This window comes from Kitasatospora sp. DSM 101779 (assembly GCF_025655475.1).
GTDB lineage: Bacteria > Actinomycetota > Actinomycetes > Streptomycetales > Streptomycetaceae > Kitasatospora.
Genome location: NZ_JAHTIK010000001.1, coordinates 55,476 through 81,761, shown reverse-complemented (window position 1 = coordinate 81,761; position 26,286 = coordinate 55,476). Strand labels below are relative to the sequence as shown.

At 68.7% G+C, this 26,286-nt stretch carries 19 protein-coding genes and 3 pseudogenes; 10 read left to right on the top strand and 12 right to left on the bottom strand.

All coding sequences use genetic code 11. From position 1 onward, the window contains the following. Nucleotides 1-584 precede the first annotated feature (584 nt). Complete coding sequence (locus KSNIM_RS00350; protein ID WP_263101165.1) at nucleotides 585-4,286, top strand: FG-GAP-like repeat-containing protein; 3,702 nt, start codon at nucleotides 585-587, stop codon at nucleotides 4,284-4,286. Between the two features lie 312 nt (nucleotides 4,287-4,598). Here KSNIM_RS00350 and KSNIM_RS00345 read toward each other — a convergent pair whose 3' ends face one another. Continuing rightward, the gene (locus KSNIM_RS00345; RefSeq protein WP_411543629.1) at nucleotides 4,599-5,084 is read right to left on the bottom strand and encodes a hypothetical protein; all 486 of its coding nucleotides are present in this window, start codon (nucleotides 5,082-5,084) and stop codon (nucleotides 4,599-4,601) included. On the opposite strand from KSNIM_RS00345, the gene KSNIM_RS00340 reads away from it, so the two are divergent. The 4 genes from KSNIM_RS00340 (at nucleotide 5,062) to KSNIM_RS00325 (ending at nucleotide 10,429) form a co-directional block, all read left to right on the top strand. Next, nucleotides 5,062-5,565, top strand: a complete 504-nt coding sequence (locus tag KSNIM_RS00340; protein ID WP_411543628.1) for a transposase — start codon at nucleotides 5,062-5,064, stop codon at nucleotides 5,563-5,565. The two genes, KSNIM_RS00345 and KSNIM_RS00340, sit on opposite strands and share 23 nt — an antisense overlap. Nucleotides 5,566-6,253: 688 nt before the next feature. Further along, nucleotides 6,254-6,601: a hypothetical protein gene (locus KSNIM_RS00335; RefSeq protein WP_263101163.1), complete on the top strand. Its 348-nt coding sequence runs from the start codon at nucleotides 6,254-6,256 to the stop codon at nucleotides 6,599-6,601. Nucleotides 6,602-7,993: 1,392 nt separating this feature from the next. Continuing rightward, nucleotides 7,994-8,689, top strand: coding sequence for a winged helix-turn-helix domain-containing protein (locus KSNIM_RS00330; RefSeq protein WP_263101162.1), 696 nt, complete (start codon nucleotides 7,994-7,996; stop codon nucleotides 8,687-8,689). A 1,128-nt stretch (nucleotides 8,690-9,817) separates the two neighbouring features. Continuing rightward, nucleotides 9,818-10,429 carry a hypothetical protein gene (locus KSNIM_RS00325; protein WP_263101161.1) on the top strand — a complete coding sequence of 204 codons (612 nt, stop codon included), beginning with the start codon at nucleotides 9,818-9,820 and terminating at the stop codon, nucleotides 10,427-10,429. Nucleotides 10,430-10,508: 79 nt separating this feature from the next. Here KSNIM_RS00325 and KSNIM_RS00320 read toward each other — a convergent pair. Continuing rightward, nucleotides 10,509-11,132: pseudogene (locus tag KSNIM_RS00320) on the bottom strand (transposase family protein); the annotation flags it as partial. Nucleotides 11,133-11,513: 381 nt separating this feature from the next. Between KSNIM_RS00320 and KSNIM_RS00315 the strand changes: the two are divergent. Beyond that, on the top strand, nucleotides 11,514-14,264 hold the full coding sequence (locus KSNIM_RS00315) for a LuxR C-terminal-related transcriptional regulator (protein ID WP_411543627.1): 2,751 nt from the start codon (nucleotides 11,514-11,516) through the stop codon (nucleotides 14,262-14,264). Nucleotides 14,265-14,655: 391 nt separating this feature from the next. On the opposite strand, the gene KSNIM_RS00310 is transcribed toward KSNIM_RS00315, so the two are convergent. Both KSNIM_RS00310 and KSNIM_RS00305 read right to left on the bottom strand, forming a co-directional pair. Beyond that, complete coding sequence (locus KSNIM_RS00310) at nucleotides 14,656-15,861, bottom strand: IS110 family transposase (protein ID WP_263101159.1); 1,206 nt, start codon at nucleotides 15,859-15,861, stop codon at nucleotides 14,656-14,658. A gap of 238 nt (nucleotides 15,862-16,099) precedes the next feature. Continuing rightward, a pseudogene (locus tag KSNIM_RS00305) lies at nucleotides 16,100-16,838 on the bottom strand (transposase family protein). A 105-nt stretch (nucleotides 16,839-16,943) separates the two neighbouring features. Between KSNIM_RS00305 and KSNIM_RS00300 the strand changes: the two are divergent. After that, the gene (locus KSNIM_RS00300; protein WP_263101158.1) at nucleotides 16,944-17,168 is read left to right on the top strand and encodes a hypothetical protein; all 225 of its coding nucleotides are present in this window, start codon (nucleotides 16,944-16,946) and stop codon (nucleotides 17,166-17,168) included. Nucleotides 17,169-17,218: 50 nt separating this feature from the next. On the opposite strand, the gene KSNIM_RS39295 is transcribed toward KSNIM_RS00300, so the two are convergent. The 8 genes from KSNIM_RS39295 to KSNIM_RS00265 all read right to left on the bottom strand — a co-directional run bounded on the left by KSNIM_RS39295 (nucleotide 17,219) and on the right by KSNIM_RS00265 (nucleotide 24,577). Then, entirely contained in the window at nucleotides 17,219-17,467 is a 249-nt protein-coding gene (locus tag KSNIM_RS39295) for a type IV toxin-antitoxin system AbiEi family antitoxin domain-containing protein (RefSeq protein ID WP_411543835.1), read from the bottom strand. Nucleotides 17,468-17,614: 147 nt separating this feature from the next. Next, a complete protein-coding gene (locus KSNIM_RS00295) occupies nucleotides 17,615-19,147 on the bottom strand; it encodes a phytoene desaturase family protein (RefSeq protein ID WP_263101157.1) in 1,533 nt (510 codons plus the stop codon). A gap of 8 nt (nucleotides 19,148-19,155) precedes the next feature. Then, nucleotides 19,156-19,764, bottom strand: a complete 609-nt coding sequence (locus tag KSNIM_RS00290; protein WP_263101156.1) for a DUF5819 family protein — start codon at nucleotides 19,762-19,764, stop codon at nucleotides 19,156-19,158. After that, on the bottom strand, nucleotides 19,745-21,649 hold the full coding sequence (locus KSNIM_RS00285) for an alpha/beta fold hydrolase (protein WP_263101155.1): 1,905 nt from the start codon (nucleotides 21,647-21,649) through the stop codon (nucleotides 19,745-19,747). Before KSNIM_RS00285 ends, KSNIM_RS00290 begins: the two co-directional genes overlap by 20 nt. A gap of 66 nt (nucleotides 21,650-21,715) precedes the next feature. Then, on the bottom strand, nucleotides 21,716-23,413 hold the full coding sequence (locus KSNIM_RS00280; protein WP_263107780.1) for an ABC transporter ATP-binding protein: 1,698 nt from the start codon (nucleotides 23,411-23,413) through the stop codon (nucleotides 21,716-21,718). 268 nt (nucleotides 23,414-23,681) lie between these two features. Further along, entirely contained in the window at nucleotides 23,682-23,891 is a 210-nt protein-coding gene (locus tag KSNIM_RS00275) for a hypothetical protein (RefSeq protein ID WP_263101154.1), read from the bottom strand. A 251-nt stretch (nucleotides 23,892-24,142) separates the two neighbouring features. Further along, nucleotides 24,143-24,340 carry a hypothetical protein gene (locus KSNIM_RS00270; protein ID WP_263101153.1) on the bottom strand — a complete coding sequence of 66 codons (198 nt, stop codon included), beginning with the start codon at nucleotides 24,338-24,340 and terminating at the stop codon, nucleotides 24,143-24,145. Between the two features lie 42 nt (nucleotides 24,341-24,382). Beyond that, entirely contained in the window at nucleotides 24,383-24,577 is a 195-nt protein-coding gene (locus KSNIM_RS00265) for a hypothetical protein (RefSeq protein WP_263101152.1), read from the bottom strand. A gap of 311 nt (nucleotides 24,578-24,888) precedes the next feature. Between KSNIM_RS00265 and KSNIM_RS00260 the strand changes: the two are divergent. From KSNIM_RS00260 to KSNIM_RS00250, 3 genes and pseudogenes are all read left to right on the top strand, one after another. After that, nucleotides 24,889-25,044 (top strand): annotated as a pseudogene (locus KSNIM_RS00260) (flavoprotein); the annotation flags it as partial. Nucleotides 25,045-25,092: 48 nt separating this feature from the next. Continuing rightward, nucleotides 25,093-25,967, top strand: a protein-coding gene (locus tag KSNIM_RS00255) for an IS5 family transposase (RefSeq protein ID WP_263101151.1) whose coding sequence is annotated in 2 segments (ribosomal slippage) — nucleotides 25,093-25,437 and nucleotides 25,440-25,967 — 873 coding nt in all. Because the reading frame shifts where the segments join, the coding sequence is not laid out codon by codon here. 27 nt (nucleotides 25,968-25,994) lie between these two features. After that, complete coding sequence (locus KSNIM_RS00250) at nucleotides 25,995-26,282, top strand: hypothetical protein (protein ID WP_263101150.1); 288 nt, start codon at nucleotides 25,995-25,997, stop codon at nucleotides 26,280-26,282. Nucleotides 26,283-26,286 lie beyond the last annotated feature (4 nt).

Genomic DNA, 26,286 nt, shown 5'->3' with positions numbered 1-26,286 from the left:
GCGGCCGGGCCGGGGATGGTGTGCAGGGTGCTGCGCAGCCGGGGCGAGTGGGTGCGCACCGGTGCTGCGCAGCTGCGCAGGCCGGCGATTCGGGTTGCGCGCCGCTGCTGCTGCGCACCTGCACAGGGACACCCGCGCCCGCCGACCCATTGCGTGGCGTGGTGTTGTCGAGGTCGGACCATCGGCCGTTGGGTGCGACAGGCCTGTCACCGCGAGCTTGGGCAAAATCTCTCCCAAGAGGCGGCGATCGGTTCGGTGTATATCAGGCGTAGATGGACAAACGATGCGGCGGGCCGCGTCGCGGTGGGAAGTTGTGCGCCGTGGGGGTTGTCTAACGTGGCGGATGACCAGGGCGAATGCCCTATTTTCTGCTTGAAAGAGATGACTCTGTGTCAGCTTCTCCACCCCTGAGACGGCCGGTCGGCGTGATACGCGGACTCGCCCTGGCCGCAGCGACCGCCGTCGTCGCGGCCGGTGCTGTCGCTTTGCCCGCGCAGGCCCAGGCGTCCGGTACGTCGTCACCGACCGGCGGCTCTCACGTCGGCTCGCTGACCCTGTCCCAGGCAGCCGCACAGGCGGCCGCCGTGGGCAAGGATGTCCAGGCCTCCGCTGCGACCACGGAGCAGAGCACCACCACGGCTCACCCCAACGGGACGTTCACGGTCGAGCAGTCGCTCGTCCCGGTGCGCAAGCATGTGAGCGGCGCATGGGTCGACCTGGACGCGACCCTGCGCAGGAACGCGGACGGTACCGTCTCGCCGGCCGTCACCAGTAGCTCGCTGAGTCTGTCCGGAGGTGGCAGCGGTGCGCTGGCGACCATGGCCCACCAGGGCCGTAAGCTCGCCCTCGGCTTCCCGGTGAAGCTGCCCGCGCCCACCCTGGACGGCGCGACCGCCACCTACCCGAACGTCTTCGACGGCGTCGACCTCAAGGTCACCACCGACACCCGAGGCAGTTTCTCGGAGGTCCTGGTCGTCAAGGATGCGAAGGCCGCCGCCAATCCGGCGCTGAAGAAGCTGCGGCTGACGGCGAAGACCGACGGCGTGACCCTGAGCACTGACGAGGCGGGCAACATCACCGCCGGCGACCGGCGCGGCAATGCGGTGTTCACTGCCCCCGCCCCGTTCATGTGGGACTCGGCCACCGCGGCGGCCACCACCGGCGGGCAGGCGAAGACGCTGCGCAGCCCAGGCTCCGGACAGACCTCCGGCGAGCCTGCGGCGTCCAGCGAGAAGGCCCCCGGCGACAGCGCGCACACCGCGCGCGTCGCTGCACAGGCCACCGGCGACGGCATCGACCTCACCCCTGATGCCGCCCTGCTGAAGTCACCCGACACCAAGTACCCGCTATACATCGATCCGACGTTCTACCCCGCCTCGGCCTCCGGCAGCCGCCAGGGCTGGGCGCAGACCAACTCGACCTACCCCAACCAGGCGAACTACAACACCAACGACGTGCTGCGGGTGGGCTACAACGGCTGGGAGAGCCCGTACTTCACCGCCCGCTCCTACATGCAGGTCAGCGTCGACCCCGCCATGTGGGACTCCAGCGTGATCAGCTCCCAGATCAACTTCACCGGTGTCTGGTCCGGCAGCTGCACCGCCAACAACACCGAACTCTGGCTCGCCCCCAACGGCTCCAGCCTCGGCAACTCCACCACCTGGAACAACGCGCCCGCGCCGCAGACCTACGTCGGCAGCAGCAACGCCATGTTCTGGGGCGGCACCAACTGCGACCCGCGCGGCGTCGGCTTCGACACCCGTTCCGTGATGGCCACCGCAGCCGCCAACCACTACTCCAGCATGGTTTTCGTCCTCAAGGCCCAGTACGAGAACAACGACCGCAACAGCTGGAAGAAGTTCGCCAACGCGGTCACGGTCTCCACCACCTACAACCACGCCCCCGACCGGCCGGGCACGCTGACCACGTCGCCTTCGACGTGGTGCCCTGGCGGCGAGTTCGCCGGTGACGGTGACGTCTGGCTGTACGGCGGCGTCTCCGACCGCGACGGCGGCACCCTCGGCGCCGCCTTCCACGCCGTCAAGCACGGCACCAGCACCACCATCGTCCCGGACAGCAACCCGAACCTGCTGACGGCTCAGTCGGGTTCGACCCTCGCCTTCAAACTCCCCAAGGCCAATCTCGAAGCCGTAGCAGGCGGGCAACTCCTCCAGGTCGACTGGACGGTGACCGCCACCGACTTCTACGCCTCCAGCCCCACCTCCACCACCTGCTCGTTCCTGTTCGACCCCACCCGGCCAGGGGCGCCCGCCGTGACCCCACCGTCCGGGACCACCCTCGGCACCTCGGTGTCCGTGAACATCTCGCCGGTCTGCGCACTGAGTACGCCGAGCACCTGCACGGCCGGTAACACCCCGAGCAGCTACGAGTACCAGCTCAACGGTGCCGGGCGGATCACCGTTGCCGCGACCAACGGCAACGCGACGATCTCCGTCAAGCCGAACCGCCGCACCAACGTCCTGACTGTCACGAGCCTGTCCCCGGCGGGCAACATCGGGCAGTCCGCGACCGTGACCTTCAACTCGGCGGCCGCGGCGCCGGCCAACGACGGGGACTTCACCGGCGACGGCACCCCCGACCTACTCACCGTCGGTGGGCAGCACGGTCTCACGTCCGGCATCTGGCTGGCACGTGGCGACGGCCAGAACGCGACCCGTGTCAGCAGCTCCGCCGTGGACATCGGGATCAACGGCAACGGCTACTCCAGCGGGAACGTGCCGGCCGACTTCGACGGCGCCCTCGCGATCTCGGGCCACTTCACCGACACCAACCTGCAGGACGTCCTGGTCTACTACCCCAGGCCGAGCGGCAACGTCGGCGGAGGAGTGATCCTCAACGGAAGCGGCGACGGATCGGCCATCCCGTCCGCTCAGAACGGGAACGCGCACACCGTCCCCGCCGGGGCCTTCCAGGACATCAACGGCAACAACCCGCTCAGGCTGGCACCGGCCGGCACCGTGTCCGGCAGTGGTGCCCCGTACCCGGACGTCATCGGCATCTCCGGTGACGACGCCAACGGCTACGCGCTGAACCTCTACCAGGGCACCGGCACGATCGGTGCCTTCCAGTTCCCCGTGCAGATCAACGTCAGCACGCCGAACGGCACCGCCGACTGGGACAAGTGGACCATCGCGACGTGCCAGGTGCCCGCCGGCACCGGTACCAGGACCGCGATGTACCTGTGGAACAGGACCACCGGTCAGCTCGCCCTCTGGAAGGACCTCGCGGTCGACCCCAACACGGGCACGCTCACCTACACCCCCGTCAGCATCGCGGCCAACTGGAACACCGGTAAGGACCTCGCGCTCGAGGCGGCCGACGTCAACGCCGACGGGATCCCGGACCTCTGGGTGGTCGGCGACAACCGCAACGTCACCGCCTACCTGGTCACCTCCCTGCCGAGCCAGCCCGGTGGCAGCGCCTCCATCACCACCGCAACGGACGTGCTGACCCCGTACCTGGGGCTGCCTGCAGCAGCACCCGACGACCTGAACAGCGACGGCGTCGGCGACCTGGTGGCCGAGTGGGGCGACGGCAGTCTGCATGCCTACTTCGGCGACAGGACCACCGGTCTGGCCTCGCAGAGCCTGGGCCAGCTCGCCGGTACGACCTGGTGGCCCGTCCAGCAGATCGCCATGGGCGAGTTCACCGGCGACTACGCCGCTGACGTGATGGCGGTCTGGAGCGACGGCAGCCTCCACCTGTACAAGGGGGACGGCAACGGGCACCTCACCGACGGCGTCGCGCTGACCAAGTGGGGCACCAGCTGGGGCGGCATGCAGCAGCTGGAGGCCGGCGACTTCAACGGGGACGGGATATCCGACCTCGTCGCCATCTGGTCCGACGGCTCCATGCACATCTACCCCGGTGACGGCCACGGCGACCTCAAGGACGGCGTCGCGCTCACCCAGTTCGGCACCACCTGGAACCGCATGCCGCAGCTGGCCGCGGGTGACTTCGACGGAGACAAGATCGCCGACATGATGGCGGTCTGGACGGACGGCAGTCTGCACCTGTACAAGGGCGGCGGCAGCAGCTACATCGTCAGCAGCACCGCGCTCACCCAGTTCGGTACGACCTGGAAGACCGTCAGGCAATTCGTCGCCAGTGACGTGAACGGTGACCGCAACGCCGACCTTCTCGCCGTGTGGGAGGACGGCACGATGCACGTCTACAAGGGCGACGGCCGGGGCAACATCGACGACGGCACCGCGCTGAGCCAGTACGGCACGACCTGGTACCCCATCAGGCTGACCACCGGCTGATCCTCGAGCGCACCAGCGCACCAGCGCACCAGCGCATCGCATTAGCCCGAACGCCAGTGGCCCCCGCCGATCGGCGGGGACCACTGGGGTTTCTACGGGGTGAAGCAGGGTCAGCCGACGGCGGGCGGTGACCTGGGCCGGGGTGCCGTAGACGGTGCCCGTGACGTTGCCGAGGCCGGACCACGTGCCGTTGGGGTTGCGGGATGGCGTGGTAGACGGCACCGGAGCTGTTCGGCGCCACGAACTGCATGGCGTTGGCGGAGCCGGTGCCGAGGCAGCTCACCGCCGAGACCTACCGCCAGGCCGCCGTGCTCACGCCCGGAAGCGGCTACGACCCATGGCGAGGCTGACGATCGGGCCGGCGACGCCGCCCACGGCGGAGCCGGCGTCGCCGAAGGCGCTCCAGGAGCCGCTGGCGGCCCGGATGGCGTGGTAGAGGCTGTTGGTGGTGACCAGGACCTGGAGCGCGCCGGCCACACCCGCGGCGGCGACGTGGGTCGCGGTGCCGGGGTTGCTGGAGTTGGCGAACAGGTCGCCCCCGCCGGACCAGGTGCCGGCCGCTGTGGCGCGCAGGTGCCACAGCTTGCCGCCGGAGACGGCGACCAGCTGCAGGTCACCGCGGGTGGTGGTGGCCGCGGCGACCTCGGTGATCGTGCCGGGGCTGCCGGCGATCTTCGCGGTCAGGTCGGTCCAGCCGACCCAGGTGCCGTTCGCGTGGCGCAGCGCCTCGTACAGGCGGCCGTTGTCGCCGGTCGCGATCAGGTCGAAGTCGCCGTTGACGGTCGCCGAGGCGTTCACCTTGGTGATCCGCACCGAGGTGCCGGGGACGACGAGGTCCTTCGGGGCTGTGGTGCCGTCGGCCCACCTGCCCGAACGGCACGACCAGGGGATGGCGCACCGATCGTTCCGAGACCGGCCTGCCCGTCATCCGGATCCGCTTCCCGGCAACTGCCTGCCGTCCCTGCCCGGACCGGGCTGCATGCATCAACTCCTCCAACGGCAGGCAGCGGGAGCTCAGCCTGCGGCCTCGCGACGAGCACCTGGCCTTCAGCAGGCCCGCGCTATCCAGGCGACCGAAGAGTGGAAGACCCGCTACAAGATCCGCGCCGAGGTCGAAGGCACTATCTCTCAAGCAGTTCACGCCTGCGACCTGCGTAGATCCCGCTACCACGGTCTGCAGAAGACCAGCCTCCAACACCAGCTCACCGGCGCCGCGATCAACATCATCCGCATCAATGCCTGGCTCACCGACATACCCCGCGCCGGACCAGCCCCCTGACAGCACTTCGCCCCGCCGCATAGCGACGGGGCGAAGCAATAGGACCCGGATTGACCAACAGCATCCGAACCCCACGGTGCGGGGCCCTCTGTCGTTTCCGGCGCCCCGCACCGTCGATGCTCCGCGGCGGCGAGCGGCCCGCGGCCATCGCGTCTGCCGGGCCCGGCTACTCCTCCGGCCGGAGCCGGACGAACCGCACCCCGCCGTGCCGGCCGGTGCCGACCCGGACCTCTGCGACCGGCAGTGGCTCGCGGACCATCCGCACCCGGCCTGCCCGGCCGTCGCCGGCCGCAGCCGACCCGCCACCGCGGCAGCGACCTGATGGTCCAGGAATCATCGGCTTCCTGACAGACTGCCACCCCGGCGAGGCTTCTCGCCAGCTCCCGGTTTCCGTACCGGGCGGCGTCCAGCGCTGGCAACTGCCGCCGCACGCTCGCCGCTGCGCCCCGGTGCACATGCGCCGACGTCTCGTACACCGTCACCACCAGCCCGGAGCCGGGCCGGGCCCGGTGTCACGCCGGAGGGAGGCGACGGGTGTGGGCCCCGCCATCGGCCCAAACGCATTGCTTCTGGCGATCCAGGGTGTCCCAAATGAGTGCTGATATCAGCCCGACCAGTACCCAGAGCAGCACCACGGCAACAGCCTTGATGATCGTCATCGGGCTTGTCAGCGAGGGCCTGCCCAGAAGTGTCGAACGAAGTGACGGCCGCTGCGCCACGGGAGGCCCGGGCCGCGGACGCCGTCCTCATGCCACCAGTGCAGGACGGTGTAGACGACGCAGAACAATCCGAAGACGAAACCGGCCGTACTGCCGATGAGCGCGCCGCCCCCATCGGGTCCGACACTGACTATCCCGACGACGCACGCGGCGGTGAGCGAGACGCTCAGGAGGACCCCGAGCAACCAGCCAAGACGCCAGACCTTCGTGGAACCGACGCTCATGACGGTGATCTCGACCTGGTCGCCGCAAGTGCCGCAGGCCAGGGCGGTCTCGACGGCGCCACTGCTTGGTCGTTCGATATCGATGCGATGTGAGTGAGAGACCCGGATTCGAGAGGATCCGTAAGGCGAATCCGACGTCAGATGTTCGTACGGCGTCGACGGCACCGGCCCTAGTTGGCGTGACATGAAGCCTCCCTTTGATCAAGTCACCTGCACATCGTTGATTCCACAACGCCTCCAGTGACCCGGCGTCCCTCAGACACTTACCGGCCAATCCCACGGCCCTTGAGGCAGTTGGAGGCCACCATGCGCCTCAGGTTCAACCTCGGGTCGGGAGTGGACGCCAGGTTTCATGCGGCGTGCGACAGCCTATGTGATGAGCGCTGTTGCAGAGCAGGGTATGACCTCTGCCAATCGCGATCTTCCGGGCCAGCGTGCGGCATTCGCCTCTCGCCATCGAGGAGCTCGTGCTGTGCGTCAAGGCTTATCTGACCCTTGCTGCCCCTCGACAGGGCACTGCCGTTCAGGCGATCCGCCCGGGATGATCACACGAGTCCGAAGACTGCCGGTGGCCGGGCAATGCCCGGCCCGTGATGGCGAAGACTTCCGGAGGTGTTGTCCCACCCGGCCAGGAGGGGTACGCCGATGGCCAGGTTCCGGAGGGAGGCCGTCGCCCGCGGCACGCTGCCGGACCGCACCGCACCTGCGAGACTCTCCCCGAACGTCACGTCGGCGACAAGACACTGGCTACTCTGTACCGGCCAGCTGGCCGACACGGGCCCCTGCCGCTGCTCGGCGTACCCGCACCGCCGGCTCTCCCTGACCAGGCACGCCCGCTCCTCGGGGATCAGCTCGGCCTTGCCCCACGTCCATCGAGCAAGCCTGGGAATTCTGCCATGTCTCGTCGCGATTGACGGCTCAGTGGGCGGGTGCCGACGCCGGTGTTGCCGTTCTTTGCGAGCCGACCGAACTCGGGAACACGGCCCTCTCTGTCGTACCGGCGGCTGGTCTCGGCGGCCCGTTCCAGCCGGAAGTGGTCACCGTGGTCGCGGACCCGGATCTCGCCGAGCGAGCGTGCTCGATGCACTCTCCGATCTCGACTTTCGACCAACCGGTTGCGCAAGGCATTTGGTCAACCGCCATGGGGCAGCGGCCGACGTCGTCCACCAGCGACTCGCCCCCGCCGACAGGCCGCCTAGCTACCGCGCTCGGGTAGCGCGAGCCCAGGAACCGGGACACCGCGCCCGAGTACGTCGGGAAGGAGCGGAGTTTCCCCCATCTGCACGGTGGCCTCACCCTCGATGCGAGGAGGGGTCCTCACTTCACCTCGGTAGCCGAAACCGTATTCCTACGGATGTCTCAAGGTGAGGCTGTCTGGAAGGGTCGGGCATGCAGTCGGGCACAGGCGTTCGAACAATCGCTCTCGCGAGTGCGAGATGGGCAGATCAGCGTGGCGAGATGCGTAAGACCAGAGCGGAGCAGTGAATGTACGCGGCGAGGTGTCCCGACGGAGTCCTGGTCGTCGACGACAATACGGCGACGCTTCGATGCCTCGCATGTGGTCTACGCCTTAACGGATTCGTGGGTCACGCTAGGCGCAGACGATCCGTCCACAGTTACCGAACTCGTGGCCCAGCCCCCACGTGGTCGCCCTCCGCGACTCCCGGCCGGGGATCAGCGACAACGAGATCTGCCGTCGCCTGCGTGCCGACGGGGACGAAGCGCGGTGCTGATGCTCTCCGCACGGGACGGCCCGGCGGACCGGACCGCGGGTCTCCAGGCCGAGCCAGACGATTATCTGGTCAAGCCATTCGCGTTCAGGGAACTGCGGCTCCGGCTGCGGGCCCTCTTGCGTCGCCGCCCATATGTGGCCACGGGCGCGCTTGTGCGAATCGGTGGCCTGGTTCTCGGCACAGCGGCCGGGAGGTGCCGCATGGTGGCTCAACGGTCAGGCTCACCCGGCGGGAATTCGCGTTGCTGGAGGTGCTCGCCCGAAACGCCAGCATCGTCCTCACCCACGCGCAACTCATCGACCGTGTGTGGGGCTACGACTTGGACGCAACGACGCCGTCGATACGTTCGTCAGCTACCTTCGCCGCAAGCTGGAGGCGGGGGCCGCGCATGGTGCACACGGTCTGTCGGCATCCTGCCGTGAGTGCCCAAGCCAGAGGCCAGCCGTGAGCCTCGGAGCGATCAGGATTGCGCCTCGGAGTACCCATGGGTCTACGGAAGCAGACATGGTCGGCAACTGGGCTGGTCGCCGAAAGGGCCGGCGTCGGCTCCGGTCGGCAGCCTGCTCCTCCTCCCCGCGGGCGGGGGCGCGCGGGCCATCTGCCGGAGGCGGCGCACTACGGGCACCACATGGCGCAAAGCCGGCCGCGCGCGGGGAGAGACACCAAGCCAACGAAGTCGGGGCTTGCCATCACACGGCGCCGCGAACCGGCGGCCTCACCTGTTGACCGACTCCCGGCCTTCGGGGCGGGTGGTAGGCGTGGTTTCGCTGATACTCACACATTCCGCGGAACGCACCAATCGGTGTGTGTGCCTGCGCGGCACTGATCTTCCCCTTCACGCGCCGCACAGCTACGCCATCCATGCCAGTACGCATGCGCACTGAATCATGTATTCACGCGAGTGGCGACGAGTCCCGGAACGCGGCGCAGCGCCTCTGCCTCCCGCTATGACCGTCGCTCGCTACGGATTCACGTTCAATGCCGGAGCGTCCAGGTCGACAGCCCTGTCGGCTTCGATTCACATTCGCTATTAAGGAGCTGAGCTTTGAACCGCCGCGACTCCCTGAGAACGGTCTTGGCCGTTGGTCTCTTGACTGCTCTGGGCACCGGGACGACCGGATGCACAGCTGAGGGGCGATCCAAATATGTGGGCGGGGCGCCGACCGGTCCAGTCTCAACCAGTCGTGCGAATCCCCCGGCGCCGGAAGGCAGCACGCCTCCAACGGCCCCCGCCTCAGTTCCCCCGAGCGGTTCACCCGGCACGCTGAAGAGCCAATCCGACGAGACGGCCGCGCCCCATCAGGCCGCGCCCGATAGCCTCATCAATCGCCCAACTCAGCCCGCTGCGCTTGCATACGGCCACGACTACGAGAATCTGGCCTCCTATGCTCACCCGGGCGGACTGGTAGTGACTGGTCGCGACAATTACGCTCACCAAAGCTTCAAGGCGATATCAGCCGCAGGCGGAACGGTCTTGGTTTACCTGGATTGCATCATCGACGCGACTTACGGACGCTATCAAGGATTACTGCTGCAAGCCTCTGAGTTCGGACCGGCCGTGCCACGTTGGCCAGGCATGCCCAAGTACAACGATTGGGGATACCTCAACGATTTCCGTGCCGGAAGCGTGCTCGAGCGCAAACTGGAAGGCGTGCTCGAGAGAATGGTCGCCGAGAATCCCCACATGGGTGGCTGGTTCGCCGACGACCTCGGAACTCGGCCTTACCCCGGCAGTTTCGACTGGACCCGCGTGCCGACGAGTACGCAGCAGGCATATCGGGACGGAGCCATCGCGCTGAGCAAGATATTCCGTCGAGTTGCCGACCGGCACGGGCTCATTTTTCTCGTTAACGGCACATGGGCCGGCGGTTCTCTTCCGACGTCCGGCGGCGGTTACCCCGACATGATGCAGCACGGCTGCTCTTTGGCCGACGGAGGAGTGATCGAGCACCACGAGCCGAACGCTTTCCAGGTCAACTACGCCACATCGGCACAATGGGCCACGCAGTCGGCAGTCACACGAGGCACCTCATTCCAGTTCGCCATCGCCCGCACTGATGAAATCCGTGACCAGTGGCGCACAAGACAGGCCTGCGCCTTCGCCGTCACCCAGAATGATTACGGGCGAGTTCCAGCGCCCTATTCCCGCCTGTCGCCTGCCGGGCTTCCCAGCCGAGTGGCCCGGTAGATCCATGGGGCGGTCATCTGATTCAGTTCGGATGCGTGTGACTGCCAGCAGCCGACCAGCCTCGGTAATCAGGGACGTTTCAAAGTCTGGCGATCTTGTGAGTGATCCTCTGCCATCCTGAGTTTCCGCAGGTGAGGAGGGTGTGGGCGACGGCGACCCTGCGGCTGATCCGGATTGTGGAGCATTGGGCCTTGCTGAAGACCTTCCATGTCTTCAGTTGGGCGACGGCCATTCGCCGGGTGCTCGGCGCGGGCATGGTCGCGGTTGTACTGCTGGTAGTGCTCGGGGAGTTCGTGGTGACCGTAGTAGAGGGTGCGGACGGTGGCGCCGGCGCCCTGGTAGGCGCGGGTCGGCGAGGACGAGGATTTCCATGGTCGAGCAGGCCTGGATGATGCCGGGGGCGCCGGCGGCGGTCGGTGGTGGGCGCGGCCGGGCAGAGCCCGGGAAAACCGCAGCGGTGTGCCGTCCGGGGTGGCGATGACTGCACATTAATCCCGTGCTTCCTGTGCTTCTGCGAGTAGTACGGCTCGTCCGAAGCGATCCGGTCGGTCGGGATAAGCATCCCGTCGACGATAACGAAGTCGCCCTCACCCGGACCCACCAGCACCTCGCATGGGCTCGGTGCCCAGGCGGCGAGAAGCTCGACGGTCTCGCCGACGTACCGCCAGGCGGTCTCCTCCGACCCCCCGAGGCCAGCTCCGACCTACGCGAGCGTCTCATTGTCTTCCGTCACTTCGTGTGCGAGCCACACCGCGTGCCGGACCGTCTCGGCCTAGACGACCCATCGTCCTATCCCGACCCTCGTGGCTTCCGCGCCACCTTGCTTGGCCGTTTCTGCGCACCAAGGCCCCGATTACGGTAGCTCGGGCGTGACCCCCGGTCCGGTGGCACCATCGGCGGCGCCACCGGACCGTGCTGCCCCGCGTGGGGACTTGCCGGTGCGCGGTGTCCGCGACTGGGTTTCACAGAGTTCTCCCAAGATCTCTCTGTACCCTCCGGGGCGTTGAAGGCGCTGCTGACCCCATGCGCGGAGCCCACAGTTCCACCGGCGTAAGACGATCACGCATGTGTTGGAGATGACGAAGTGATTGAACCGGACGTCGCCGTTCCACGATATGAGACAAGACCCAACCTGGTGGGCCGGGGCGAAGAACTGCGGGACCTGCGAGCAGCCTTGCACGGTCTGCGGTCCGGCCAAGGTCGTGCGATCGCGCTCTCAGGGGAGCCTGGCATCGGCAAGAGCGCCTTGATGTCCGCGCTCATCGCGCACGCTCGCCCCAACGGAACTGAGGTTTTCACGGCGAACGGACGCGACTGGAACCCCCTAAGGCTTCCTGACGCGTTGTACTCGGGGAGTCAGGACGTGCAAGGCTTCGAGGGTAGGGCGCCTGCAAGACCTCCGTCGGTGGTACTGCTTGATGACTTGCATCTTCTTGAGCCCGGCCAGATTTCTGAGGTGCTGTGGTTCATCCGGGCCGCCAACACCGGCCCGCTGCTATTGCTGGTGGCGTATAGGCCGCGGCAACTGCCACCCGCGCTTGCCACGATGCTCCACCACTCTGCCGCGGCAAGCCAACTGGAGGTGTGGCAGATCGGGCCGCTGTCCCTTGGCGAGACCCGCCAGCTCCTCGGCGATCGGCCGGACCTCGACCATATCCATCAAGAAGGGCTTGGAAATCCGCAGTACCTCAAGGCGATTGCCGGCCAGGGCGAGGCACGTGCCGACGCAGGTGCAGCGATCCTGTACGAGCTGGCCGATCTCGATCTTTCGGCCCTCTCGGTCGTCCGGGCTGCGGCCGTGCTCGACGGTCCGGCCCCCCCGGACTTGTTGGCCGCGGTCGCGAGCCTGGACACCGTTGAAACACTGGCCGCGCTCGATGTCCTCAGCGATCTCGACCTCGTTCGGCCGATTGGCTGCGCGGGGCAATGGGCCTTGCGTCATAGGGTGTTGGCCGAGGCCATCTACGAGCGGCTCGCTCCAAGCTATCTGTCCGCTTTCCACGCACGTGCCGAGGCCGCGCTTGCCGAGCGATCAGCACCGGTGATCCAGCGTGCCTACCACATCGCACGCGCCCTCGAACCCGAGAAGTCCCACAAGGTCCCTACCCTGATCGACGCCGCACGAGAGTCGCTCCCGACTGCTCCCGCCGTCGCCGCAGACCTTCTGCAGGCCGCAGTCCCGCTGTTGCAGACAGGCGAGGCGCAATGGCATGAGGCCCAGGTTCTCCTCGCACATGCAAGTCTGCTGACAGGTCGCGTACGAGAGAGCCGAACGCTGCTGCACTCACTGCGACCGGACTCACCCGGTGTGCGAGAACTGGACCCGGCCGCGTTCGCGGAGGCCGCCCGAGTGGAACGACTGCTCAGCCAGTACAACGAAGCCGCCGCCTTGGCGCGAGCCGGCCTCACTGCGGTGCCCGAGCACGACACTGTGGTGGCGGCCTCCCTGCACACGGAGTTGGCGGACATCGCGCTCGACCAGCAGCACTACAAGGTAGCCCTGGAGCACGCCGAAGCGGCCGCATCGATCAAGCGAAGGCACCAGGACACGGCCGGGGAAGCCCACGCCCTCGCGCTGTCCTCCCTGGCCCACCTCTTCTCGTCCCAACAAGCGCTGGCGGAGACCGCAGCAGCGCGTGCCACCGAACTCATCGATTCCGCTACCGATGCCGCCATCCTGGACAACCTACAGTCCATCTACCAGCTGGGATTCGCTGAAGCGACGCTCGTCCAGCTGATGGACGCCCAACGCCACCTCACCCGCGGGGCCGCACTCTCCCGACGCAGCGGGCAGTACTACGTGTTGCCAGCCATTTTGAAGGCTCTGGCCGAGGTCCAGCTGCGCTCGGGGGATCTGGGCGCGGCGCTGGCTACCCTCAACGAGGCCGCCCATGACGCTAAGCACAACGACAGCCCTGCGACCACAGCGATCCTCATGCAGGCGCGAGCCCGGGCACTGCTCTGGCAGGGACGCCCGGGAGATGTGGAGGATGTGCACGCTCTGTCCCAACGAGCCTGGGACATCGCAAGCGGTCATTCCACGGCGTGGGCGATCACCGTGCGCAGCTATCACGCTGAGGCTGCCCTGCTCAGCGGAGATCCGATTCGCGGCAAGTGGCTCCTACTGGACGCCGTGGGCGGGGCCGCGCTGCCCCGACTGACCACCTGGCGCAAGCCACGCTGGTGCGACGCCTTGGCCCTGGCCGCTCAGATCAGCGGCGATGAGCGGCTGGCCGAACAGACGGCGGCCATCGCCGAGCAGTGCGTCGAAGAGCTTCCGACCCATGGCCGGCGAGGGTTCGCCCTGCGTGCCCGAATGCGAGCCCACGCTCTGCGCGGCGACATCGAACAGGCTGTGCTGAGCGCGCAGCTGGCCATCGAAGACTTCTCTCTGCGCGGCAAGCGCATCGAGGCATGCCGCACAATGCTCGCAGCTGCGAAGGTGTCCCTTGATGCGGGGAGAACCCGCGACGTGCACACATGGCTGAGCCAGGCCGCATACCTAGCCAGCGAGTGCGGCTCTGCACGCCTGGCCGATGAAGCGGCCCGCGAACGCAGTCGGCTCGCCACATATGCGGCGGAACCGAACACGGCTAATCGTCTGGCTGTGCTCAGTGCACGGGAACGCGAGATTGCCGAACTTGTGAGCTCTGGCATGACTAGCCAGGAAGTCGCTGACAAACTGCATCTGAGTGTGAGGACGGTTGACAGTCACTTGAGCCGGGTGTACCGGAAACTAGGCGTACCGAATCGCGCGGCACTCACTCGCACGGTGGCCGATGTCGCGCGTCAGACTTTGTGGCAGAGCTCGTTTGTTGCGGGCCCTGTCGTGTGAAGCAGTCTGATCGTTCATGGCGAGGCCACGGGCGTCGCCGCCGGAACACAAAGTCCGGATCGTGCTGTCGATCCTGGCCGGTGAGATTGCCGAGGCTGCGCGCCGGGCGAAGGTGTCCGAGCAGTCGATCGGGACCTGGAAGAACGATGTCCCGGAGTCAGGCCGGGCCGGATCAGCATCGGGGCCGGCCAGGCCGCACCGAACTCGGACGGCCAAGTGGTTGTGGACATCGACGGTGTGCTGGCCCTGTCGCACTCCGAGAAGGAGGACGCGGCCTCGACGAAGAAGAAGGGTGTACTCGAACACTTGGGGCGGGGCGAGCACTCGACGGTCGGCTTCACTGATTCCCAATCGGGTTTGTCAAGGGCCTGGGTAGCGGACGGTGGCGGGGTTATGCCGCTGCGAGATCGCGTCGGGGCGGCTCAGTGGTAAAGGTGCGCTGGTCCCGTATGAGGGCCCAGAGCACGTCGAGGCGGCGCCGGGCGAGGGCGAGGACGGCCTGGTTGTGGGACTTGCCCTCGCTCCTCTTGCGTTCGTAGAAGGCCTTGGAGGTTGGGCAGCAGCGAGCGGCGACCTGGGCGGAGAGGTAGAAGACGCGCAGGAGACGGCGGTGGTAGCGGTGTGGTCGGCGCATGTTGCCGCTGATGCGTCCGGAGTCCTTGGGGACGGGGGCCAGGCCGGCGATGCCGGCCAGGCGGCCGGATGTGCCGATGGCGTCCAGGTTGCCGCCGGTGCAGGCGATGAACTCGGCGCCGAGCAGGGTGCCGATGCCGGGCATGCCGGTGATCGCCTCGGCGTGCCGGTGTTCGCGGAACCGGGCCTCGATCGCCGTGTCGGTGCGGGTGATCTCCTCGTCCAGGGCCATCACGTCCCTGGCCAGGGTGTGCACCATGGTCGCGGCGATCTTCTCTCCGGGGATCACCGTGTGCTGGGCGTGTGCCGCCTCCAGCGCGGTGGCGGCCACCGCTTTGGCGTTGCGGACTTTGCGGTTCGCCAGCCAGGTGGCGAGGCGGGCCTCGCCGATTCTGCGGAGGCCGGCGGGTGTCTGGTAGCCGGTCAGCAGGACGAGGGCGGCCTTGGAGGTGCTGTAGTCGAAGGCGCGCTCGAGGGCCGGGAAGTACTCCAGGATCTGGGCGCGCAGACGGTTGATCGCCCGGGTGCGGTCGGCGGCGAGGTCGTAGCGCCGGGCGGTGAGGATCCGCAGGTCGAAGGCGATCTCGTCCGGCGCCTGCAAGGGCTGAAGGTCGCGGCGCATGCGGGCCTGGTCGGCGATGACGTAGGCGTCCTTGGCATCCGTCTTGCCGTCGCCGCGGTAGCTGCCGGAGGCGTGGTGGACGGTGCGGCCGGGGATGTAGAGCAGCTTCTGCCCGTGGCCGACCAGCAGGGCGATCAGCAGGGCGGCACCGCCGGCGTTCAGGTCGATGGCCCAGGTCACCGGCTCGCCCTCACTCAACTGCAATACCTCGCCGATCAGTTCGAGCAAGGGGCCTTCGTCGTTGGCCACCCGCCGGGACAGCCTCCGCCTGCCCTCGGCATCGATCACCGTGCAGTGGTGCTCGGCCTTGCCCGCATCCGTCCCCGCCCATAGCTCGGGCATTCGCGCCTCCTCGTCGGTCCGTGTCTTGGCTTCCTGCAGACGACCACGCCGACGTGTCCTTACGAAGCGATCGAGTTCGCGCATCCCAATGAGTGGCCGTGTCGTCGCGGGGCACCGGGCGGCCAATCAGTGGAAGCCACAGCCTCGGCATGAACCTTTTGAGCCACACCCGGAGCCCCTGGGCCTTCCGATCGTACGAATGAGCGGAACGAACCCACCAAGAAGGTAAGGAGCCTTTTCAGCGGTGCAACTCCAGGGTGAGGACGGCTTTGGCTGCTGACGTCAGCCAGTTCGGACTGCAGCGGGCGTGGCGAAAGATCCTCCAGCGCTTGACCGTGGCCACTCCGCGTTCGACCGGGTAGCGGAGACGGGCGTGGGCCCGGTTCGGCGATCGCTGCCTGACGCAGAGCTCCTTGCGGGGTGGGCGCCTGGTCGGCACGGCGAACGTTCCGCCGGCGCCGGTGTAGGCCATGTCGGCCAGAGCGGGAACGCGGAGCCGGACGCAGGTCTTCACGATGCGGTGGGTGCGGGCGGCGGTCAGGTCGTGGGTGCGGCCGGGCAGGGCGCGGGAGATCCACGCGAGCCTGCCCGTCGGGCTGGTGGTTCACGCCGTGGCGGGGGTGCTTACCAGAGTAGTCTGCGCGTCCGTCTCCGACGCGGCCGCACTCGGCGAGGGTGCCCTCGACCAGGACGTACTCCGCGTCGGCTTTGCGTAGGGCCTGGGCCAGGCCGGGTGCTTTGCGGGCGAGGATCTCGGTGACCTGGTGAACGTAGGCGTGGGCGGTGCCGACGCTGATCCGGAAGCCGGCGGCGATCTGGGCGAGGGTGTCGTGCTTGCGCAGGTAGACCAGCGCGACCAGCGCCCGTCGGGAGGGGCGGAGCTTGCAGCGGCGGTCACCCTCTCGCGTGACGATCAGCATGGTGACCCACTCAACGAGCGCGTGCAGCAGGTCCAGTGCGGCAGGATAGGTGACCAACGAGGCTCCCTGGCTGGTTGCTTGAGACGTGAGACATCTCGCTCAACCGCCCGTGAGCCTCGCTCGTTCTGCTCTCATGCCGACCCCACGGCCATCACCCGATCGGTGCTCGCCCTGAAAAGGCTCACTGAGAACGCCGAGCTGATCGAGTTCGCCCCGGACGAGGGGAAGGTGCGGGTCTCGTGCACGTACGCGGCAGCCGAGGTGGTCTGCGAGCTCGCTGACCTCAAGGACTCATGGCTGAATTTTCGGCAGGCCGTGCTGACCGAGCTCAGTGGCACGTACCCGCGACTCGCGGCCAATCCGGTGCTCGCGGAACTCCGACTCTGACCGCGGGGGCCTGTCTGATCGCGGACAGACCCGAAGTTACAGACCAAAAGTTAGACGTGATCACCTGCCTTGATCGCTTTGACAGGTTCCGGTTCCTGATAGCGGCCTCGTCCGGGTTGGTCGAGCAGTCCCTGACGAACGAGTCGTCCCAGTCGGGAGCGGGTGACGTTGATCGAGGGCTCGTCGGTGGGCAGCCCGAGAGATTCGTGGAGGTCGCGTACCCGGACGACCTGCCCGGGGCGCTCGTTGAGGGCGGTCCCAATGCGCTGGTAGGTGGTGGTGGTCCCCTCCGGGGCCACTGCGCGCTCAGGCACAGCGAGGTCGTCGACGACGTTGCAGGTGGTGACGGTCTCGGCAAGGCGGACCTCGACCTCGGCGAGGGCAGTGGTGACCTGGTCGATCTGTTCACGCAGGCCGTCGGCCCCATCGCAACGCCGCCCACCACGTCACCCAGCGCCAGCGCCGTGCGGCTCTGCCGTCGCGCCGCGCCCGTGGGGCGCGCGGACCAGATCGAGCGGGTCCGTCCGGATCCCGAACCGCCGGCGCAGCGCCCGCCCCGCGGCGTGTACACCGCACATGCCGTGGACGGCCGGGCCGGGCGGGGTGGAAGCCGAGCAGAGGTACAAGCCCTCCAGCGGGGTCGTGTAGGGGTCCCAGCGGACCACCGGCCGCATGGCCGTCCGCCACAGTGACAGGTCGCCGCCCATGATGGAGCCGCCCACGTAGTTCGGGTTGTGGTCCTCCAGCGCAACGGCCGGTGTGACCCGGCGGGCCAGGACCAGGTCGCGGAATCCTGGCGCGAAGCGCTCGATCTGCGCGGTCACGGCGTCCCCCAGGTCGAGGGTGGAGCCGTGGGGGACATGGGCGTAGCTGTAGAGCGTGCACTGTCCCTCGGGTGCGCGGGAGGCGTCGACGACCCCAGGCTGGACCACCAGCACATAGGGCCGTTCCGGGTGCCTGCCGCGCCTGACCTCCCGCTCTGCGGCCACCGCCTCCTCATGGGTGCCCACCAGGTGCAGGGTGCCCGCTCGTTCGCAGTCGGCCGTCGTCCACGGCACGGGGCCGGACAGCGCGAAGTCGACCTTGCAGACCGCCGGTCCCATCGGGGAAGTCCGCAGAGCGCGGGCATAGCCGGACGGCAGCGCGTCGCCCGCGATGGCAGCCAGACCAGAGGGGGCGACGTCCAGCAGAACAGCCCGGGCGCGCGGCAGGTCGTCCAGCGAGCGGACCCGGTGACCGGTGACGATCTCCCCGCCGCGGTCGCGCAGTTCCGCCGCCAGGGCGTCGGCGATCCGCTGGGTACCTCCTCGCGGGACGGGCCAGCCGACGGCGTGAGCCAAGGTGCCGAGGACGACGCCGACCGCGGTGGCGACGGGGGAGCCGGGCGGTGCGATCCCGTGGGCGCTCACCCCGGCGAGGAGCGCCCGGGCGGCGGAGCCACGGAAGCGCAGGGACCGCAGCGGCGAGCCCTGCTCCAGTACCCCCAGGGCCAGCCGGGCCGCGACGGCGGGGTGAGCGGGAAGGTGCCGCAGGTCGCTCATGGCAAGGTCGGCCATCTGCTGCCAGCGGTCCACCAACGGGGCGAACAGCGCCTGCCAGGCCCGCCCGTCCGGCCCCAGCGATTCCGCGGTCCGGCCGAGGTCCTGCCATGCCAGCCCGCCGCCGCCCCCGTCCAGGGGGTGGGCGTAGGCGACTTCGGGCCGCAGCATCTCCACACCGTGCGCGGCGAGGTCGAATGCCCGGAAGAAGGGCGAGGCGAGCCCCATCGGATGCACGCTGGCACAGATGTCGTGCCGGAAGCCGGGCAGCGTCACTTGCGCAGTGCGGGTTCCGCCGCCCACGGTGTCCGCCGCCTCGTAGACGGCGACCTTCAGACCGGCTCCGGCCAGGGTGATCGCCGCCGCCAGTCCGTTCGGTCCCGCTCCGACCACCGCCGCGTCCACGGCGCCCGCGGAGGCGCTGCCCAGGTGCCGCCCCATGGCGGGACTCAACTCGCCCTCGTCGCCGGATCGGTGCTGCCAACCGGTGTGGGCAGCAGGACGAAAGCCGACACGAAGATGTATTCCGGCTCCGGCTCCTGCTCGTAGCCCGTGTGCCGGGCGACGAGGAACTGGAAGCCCTGCGGCAGGGCGCGGTCACCGTACTCGGCCCGGACCGCCTGGGTCACCATGTCGACCAGCGTCCAGTACGCCGGGTGAGCCGTCACATCGGCGCCGGGCTGTCCCATGAGGGCGATCAGATCGAAGGCGAGGTCGAACACCGCCTTCTCCCGGCGGCGGGAGGGGAACCACACCGTGTGTGTCCAGGTCCGCGGGGTGATTTGGGTGGTCTGCGTCCAGGGCGTCTCCTCACCGTCCGCAGTGAGGACCCGGTGCAGGACGTGGTAGTCGTGCCGGGCCGGCTCGGGCGCGAAGAACCGCCAGTTGGGTACCAGCAGCCCGATCTTGTCGTACGCACGGACCCGGTCGAAGGCCATCTGCGGGTGCTGGCTGACGAAGGTCGCGCCGAACCAGGCGGCCAGTCCGCCCAGTACGGCGGCGGTGCAGGCCTTCTGCCCGAGTGTCGGGCGCGTCAGGTCAATTCCCGGGGTGGTCATCGTCGCTCTCCTCGTGGCTTGGTCGGGCCAGGTCCGTGATGAAGGCGTCCAGCAGCATCGCGACGCGCCCGGCCTGGTTCTCGCCGGACAGCAGTCCGTTGTGGTCGGAGTCCTCCAGCACGGTGTGCCGGGAACGTGGCGAGCGTTCCGCCAGTTCGGCGTGCATCCGCCGCAGTTCGGGGTCCTGCACGGCCGTCCTGTCCGCCGTCAGTACCAGCAGGGGGACGTCCATGCGCGGAAGCGTGCCGTCGAACGAATCGAAGTGCTCCTGCGTGGCCCGCCATTCGCGTCGCGCCGCCGTCCACAGGCGCCGGTCCCGGTACTCGGCGATAGCCTGGGACCGGGCCCGGCCCGGCAGCTGGCGGGCCCAGTCGGGCTCTTTGAGCAGCACGCCCAGGCCGAGCGCCAGGGAGACGGACACCTGGCCGAAGAAACTGGTCAGGTGCGATCCGCCCTGTGCCTGGCGCGGCGAGCGCCGCAACTCGTCCGGGTGGCTGGAGTCGACCAGGCAGACTCCGGCGATGTGCCCGGGGAGGCGTTCGGCGGCCCTGGTGACGAGATACCCGCCGAGGGAGTGGCCCACCAGGACGACGGGCCGGTCGCCGGCAGTCTGCTTCACCAGATCGACGAGGTCCTCGACGGCCGCGTCCAGGTCGAAGTCCTGCGGCTGCCCCCGATAGGTGCTCCGGCCGTACCCGGCACGCTGGTAGGTGACGACATGATGACGTGCGGAAAGCGCCTGGACGATGTGTTCCCAATGCGCCTCGGAACTGCCCAGTCCGTTCTCGAGGATCACCACGGGCCGCGGCTCGCCCGTCGTCCCGGCGCCGGACGGCGGAGCGGTCCACCGGTAGGCGAGAGTGTTTCCCGCCGACGTGGTGACCATGAGCTCGTCCCCGCGACCGCGCAGCACCGCCCGGCGGTTGCGCGCCGCCGCGATCCCCGCGGCCGCCCAGCCGGCTCCCAGCAGGCCCGCGGCCACCACGGGCAGTGTGTCGTGACGTGGGTGGGCTTCCGTGTCGGCGCCGGACAGCTGAGGCAGGCCCGCGGTGTAGAGCACCGCCGGGTACATGGAGGCGAACGACCAAACGAACCGGCCCAGCCCCATCACCCGGGCGTTGGCCAGGTGGAAGGCCGCCGCCGAGCCCACCATGAGCCGGGCGGGCCGACCACGGGCGACGTACACCAGGGGGAAGGCGCATTCCAGCACGAGCACGCCGGCAGCGACCGCACGGGCGGTCCGCGGGAAGCGTCGTATCAGCTCCCAGGTGGTCCGGTCGCCGTACGACTCGGTCCGCATGATGCCGGGCAGCGCCTGCCCACTGCGCCATGTCGGGCCAGCCAGCTTCACCCACCCGGACACGGCGTACGACAGCACCGACTGTCCCGCCACGAACCACAGGCACGCATCCACCACCCTGGGGTTGCGTTCCCCCGCGCGTGCCACAGTGGTAACGGTCTGGACCAGGAAGGACACCTGGTCGCTGCCATCGGTGCCATAGAGATGCCCCGGGTACAGCAAGAGCGAGGTGCCCGCGACGACCGCGTTGGCGGCCAGCCGGCCGCGCCTGGGCAGCGGTGCGAGCAGGGCCGCTGCTGCCCCGGCTCGGGCCAGGTGCAGCATCCGTCGGGTGCGGCGGTCGGCCGCCGCGTCCAGCAGCCTGCGGACCGTCGCGGGGGCAGTCGCGAAATTCGCGCGGCTGACCTCCCAGTTGTTAACGCCGCCCGGCCCGTGATCCTTCTCGGTCGTCAGGAACTCCAGGCTGGCCACCAGATGAGTCGCCGCGCTCAGCCGCTCAGTCATGGCCAGGGCGGTCGATCTGCTGAGCGACGGGGACGACACGGAGGATCTGACGGCCTGCAACAGCCGTGACGTCACGGTCATGAAGTCCGGCCTCCTTCCTTCTTGTCTGCCGGCCGTTGGCGGCCGGCGTCTACAGTGGTTGCGGTGTCAGCCGACCAGCTGGTTGGCGGCGAGTTCGGCGTAGAGGACGTCATGCCGCAGCAGTTCGGCGTGCCTGCCCACTGCGCGCAGACCTCCCTGGTCGACGACCGCGATGAGGTCGGCGGAGAGCACCGTGGACAGCCGGTGCGCGACGACGAGCACCGTCGTCGTGCGGGCGACCTCGTCGACCGCCTCGCGCAGCGCCGCCTCGTTGACGGCGTCCAGCTGCGAGGTGGCCTCGTCCAGGATCAGCAGGCGCGGCCGGCGGAGCAGCGCGCGGGCGATGGCGATGCGCTGCCGCTCACCCCCGGACAACGAGGCTCCCCCGCGGGGAAGCGGGGCGTCGAGGTCGCCGTCCAGCCGTTCCACCAGCGCCTCCAGCCGGGTGGTGCGCAGCACCTCCCACAGCAGTGCCTCGTCGGCGGCGGGCGCGGTGTAGGTGAGGTTCTCTCGCAGTGTGCCGGCGATCACCGGGGCGTCCTGCTCGACGTAGCCGATGCCGGCCCGCAGGTCGCGCAGATTCCACTGCCGCAGGTCCGTCCCGTCGAGCAGCACGCGCCCGCGGTCCGGGTCCCAGAACCGTTCGACCAGGCTGAGCAGGGTGGTCTTTCCGGCGCCGGAGGGGCCGACCATGGCCGTGAGCCCGCGCGCGGGAACGGTCAGGGAAAAGGAGTCCACCGCAGGGTCCTTGCGGCCTGGGTAGGTGAAGGTGACGTTGTCGAAGCGGACCGAGGCGGCCGCCCGGCGCGGTGCCACGGCAGGGGAGTCCGTCTCCGGCTCGTCGAGGGGTTCCACGGGCAGGCGCTGGACCTCTGCGATGCGTTGCAGCGCCGCCCGGGCCGCCTGGAAATAGGTGCCGACGTTGACCAAGGACAGCACCGGCTGGGCCAGGTACATCACGTACAGGAGGAACGCGATGAGCGTCGCCAGCGAGATGGCGCCGTCGGCGACGCGGGCGCCGCCGACCCCGAGGACGGTCAGAAAGGCCACCTGCATGGCCAGACCCGCCGAGGTCCCGGCGACCGAGGTGGACCAGGCGAGGCTGATCCCCTGGTTGTACGCGGCCTTGGCGCTGTCTCCCACCCGCCCGGCCTCGAGCTCCTCGGTGCCGGACGCCTTGACGGTGGTGAAAGAGGTCAGGGCCCGCTCAAGCGCGGCCCCCATGGACCCCACCGCGTCCTGCGCGCTCAGAGCCGCGCGGCGGATGCGGGGCATGAGGACGCCGACCACCAGCCCGAGCAGCAGGAGCACACCGAGCGTGACGACGAGCAGGGTCGGGTCGACGATGCCCATCATGATCAGGGTGCCGATGACCGTGACGAAACCGGTGAGGGCCTGGACGAGGGTCTGGGTCACGACCTGGCGCAGCAGCATGGTGTCGCCGGCCACCCGGGCCATCAGGTCGCCAGGCGTCTGGCGGTGGACCTCGACCATCGGCAGCCGCAGCACGTGCGCGACCAGTGCACGCCGCGCGTGCAGCACCACGCCTTCGGCGGCCCGCATCAGCAGATAGTTGCCGAAAGCCACCACGACGGCGTCGAGGAGCACCAGGCCGACCAGCTCCCATGCCTGGCGCTGCCAGTCCCGGCCGACCGCGAAGGCGGACAGCAGGTCGCGGACCACGAGGGGCTGGGCCAGGGCGACCGCCCCGGAGACGACGAGGAGGGAGCAGGCCAGGGAGGCCCCGGCCCGGTGCGGCCGCAGGTGCGCGCTGACGGCGTCGAACGACTCCCTGAGCGAGAGGGGACGGCGTGAACCGGGTTCGGTGCCAGCGGCCGGAGCTGTCGACTCTTGACACGGTGGTGAGACAGCCGGGTCTGCGGGCGCATGGTCCGCCGGGGGCCCTGCCTTGTCACGCAGACCGGCCTGGAGTGAGGTGTCGGCCATCTGATCGTCCCTTCTCGGCTGACGGATCGTGGGGGTCGGCGGTGGCGTGGTGGGCGGGCCGGGGCCCGGCCCGCCCACCAGCGGACTACTGCGGCAGATGGTTACCGGCCGCCTGGCCGACGATGACGCCAGCGGCGGCTGCTGCGGCGGCTGCGGCCACGAGCTGCGCTCCGACGAGCACGGCGGGAGTGGAGAGCGCGGGGGCCAGGTCACTGACCTCGTGCGCCGTCGTGGACCGCAGGGGAATCGCGGTCAGGGAGGGGTGGGAGTTGATGCGATCAGTCAGAACGGACATGAGCTCTTTCCTTGGGATGCTGGTTGGGTGTGTTGTGCGGGTTGTCGGCTGCGCCAGCCGTCGGCAGCCGATGCGCCCCGCGCTGCGGGGATGCGGGCGGTCGGATGGGCGCGTCCGGCATGCTGTGTGTCACGGCGCGGCGGCCGGTCGGTGTGCCGCTTTCTCGCCGCTGGAGACGTGCCGCCGGTGCCGACATTCGACACCGGCGCTCCGTTCGGCCCGACGGCCCTCGGCACGGCCCACTGCATGGACTACTGCGGCAGTTTGGTGCCGACCGTCTGCCCGAGCGTGTAGCCCATCGTGACCGTGACACACACCTGCGATCCGACGAGCGTGGCCGGAGCAGACAGGGCGGGGGCGAGGTCCCCGACCTCGAGCGCCGTCGTGGACCGCAGGGGAATCGCAGTCAGTGAACGGTCGGAGTTGATGCGACCAGTCAGAACAGACATGGGAACCCGTCGTTCGGCTTTCGGTGTGGTCCACCGCGCGGACTAGTTGGGCCGGGTACCGCCGGCGTATCCCACCATGAAGCCGGCGCCGAACGCTGCGGCGGTGACCGCGATGCCGAGCACCGCGGGCGTGCACAGCGCGGGCACCTCACTGCCGCCGAGGTTGGCGGCGGTGGCACGCAGGGGGATCGCCGCCACTTCGGCGCTGACATTGACTCGGTCCGCGAGTACGGACATAGGACTCTCCTTGAGAACTCGTGCGAGGGCTCGCCGGATGTGTCGGCGAGAGGCACCACGCTTGCGGATGAAGCCGCGGGGGTGACGTCCTCCACGCGACGCCGCGATGCTTCCAGGGCAGCGATCCCGCAGACATCAGCAAAATCACGCAAATCGATGCGCAATGCAGCCCGCAAGCTGTCTCCGGAAGGGGAAACCGGTATTCGCCTCCCCGTCGACCTCTGGCCGCGGCGTGTCCTGGTGCACGACCTGTGACGGGTTCTTCTTCCGCGGCAAGGACGTTGTCGTGGCCTCGCGCACGTCGGCACCGCCTGGTCGCGGAGGACGGCCGCCGCAGCGAGCCCGTCGACCGGGTCGTCGTCCTGACCGGCCTGCGCCCCGACCTGTCGTTCCTGTCCGAGGTGAGGATCGGCCTCGACGAGCGCCTCCAGGCCCCCACCGCCCTCGCGCCGCTGATCGACCCCAACTAGGGTCTGTTGCGAAAGTGGATCAAGGTCGTAGATGGATCACGATCTGTGGGACGTGGTGATCTGACGAACGGCCAGTGGGAGCGGCTGGAGCCGTTGCTGCCGGTGGGCAAGAAGCCGGGCCGCCCGCGGACGTGGACTCGTCGGCAGTTGATCGATGGCACACGGTGGCGGACTCGGACGGGGGCGCCCTGGCGTGACCTGCCTGAGCGGTACGGGCCGTGGGGCCAGGCCTACGACCTGTTCCGGCGGTGGCAGCGTGACGGCACCTGGAAGCGCATCTTCGAACAGTTGCAGGCCGAGGCCGACGCAAAAGGCCTGATCACGTGGGACGTGAGCGTGGACTCCACTATCGCGCGCGCCCACCGGCATGCCGCTGGAGCGCGTAAAAAGGGGATCTACAGAAGGAGCCTCCCGGTGGCGTCGACACCGAGCCCGATGACCACGGACTCGGGCGCTCGCGCGGCGGGCTGACCACCAAGCTGCACCTGGCGGTCGAGCAGGGACAGAAGCCGCTGTCCCTGCTCGTCACCGCCGGCCAGCGGCACGACAGTCCCCAGTTCCAGCCGGTCCTGGACGCCATCCGAGTGCCCAGGACCGGCCCCGGCCGCCCCCCCACGAAGCCGGACAGGGTCCGCGCGGACAGGGCGTACGGCTCCCGCGCGAACCGCGCCTACCTGCGACGACGCGGCTTGAAGTGCACCATCCCGGACAAGGCGGACCAGATCCGCAACCGCCAGAAACTCGGCTCCCAAGGCGGCCGCCCACCTAAGTTCGACAAGGACGACTACAAGCAGCGGCACGCGGTCGAGTGTGGGATCAACAGGCTCAAGCGCCACCGCGCGGTCGCCACGAGGTATGACAAGCTCGCTGTCCGCTATCACGCGACCGTGCAGGTCGCCGCAATTAACGAGTGGCTGTGAGACACCGTTCGTTGCGACCATGCGGCAGTGAACTCACTTCTTCCCGACGGATGGACGATCGAGCAGGTCCGCTCCGCATCGGATGACGCCAAAGCAGATCTGCTCTCGCTTGAACGACTCGTCGTCGTCGAACAGCACGGCTTCGCCGACTATGGCGTCCTCCAGCCCGACGTCATCATTGCCTTCCATGGCTATGACATGTGCCTTGCAAGGGTTGGTGAAGACTGGTTCATGGGGCAGCTCGACCCCGACGGCTCAGTCATCTGCTGGGCTTCCTACGGCCCTGACCTGGCCGAAGCCATTCGCGGGTTGTGAGCTG

What these genes read in the sequence shown, in the direction of transcription:
- KSNIM_RS00265 (WP_263101152.1), bottom strand. Translation starts at nt 24,577, where the DNA reads ATGTCCGTACTCGCGGACCGAGTCAATGTCAGCGCCGAAGTGGCGGCG.
- KSNIM_RS00275 (WP_263101154.1), bottom strand. Translation starts at nt 23,891, where the DNA reads ATGTCCGTTCTGACTGATCGCATCAACTCCCACCCCTCCCTGACCGCG.
- KSNIM_RS00310 (WP_263101159.1), bottom strand. Translation starts at nt 15,861, where the DNA reads ATGCCCGAGCTATGGGCGGGGACGGATGCGGGCAAGGCCGAGCACCAC.
- KSNIM_RS00270 (WP_263101153.1), bottom strand. Translation starts at nt 24,340, where the DNA reads ATGTCTGTTCTGACTGGTCGCATCAACTCCGACCGTTCACTGACTGCG.
- KSNIM_RS00330 (WP_263101162.1), top strand. Translation starts at nt 7,994, where the DNA reads ATGTACGCGGCGAGGTGTCCCGACGGAGTCCTGGTCGTCGACGACAAT.
- KSNIM_RS00290 (WP_263101156.1), bottom strand. Translation starts at nt 19,764, where the DNA reads ATGACCACCCCGGGAATTGACCTGACGCGCCCGACACTCGGGCAGAAG.
- KSNIM_RS00285 (WP_263101155.1), bottom strand. Translation starts at nt 21,649, where the DNA reads ATGACCGTGACGTCACGGCTGTTGCAGGCCGTCAGATCCTCCGTGTCG.
- KSNIM_RS00295 (WP_263101157.1), bottom strand. Translation starts at nt 19,147, where the DNA reads ATGGGGCGGCACCTGGGCAGCGCCTCCGCGGGCGCCGTGGACGCGGCG.
- KSNIM_RS00325 (WP_263101161.1), top strand. Translation starts at nt 9,818, where the DNA reads ATGCCCAAGTACAACGATTGGGGATACCTCAACGATTTCCGTGCCGGA.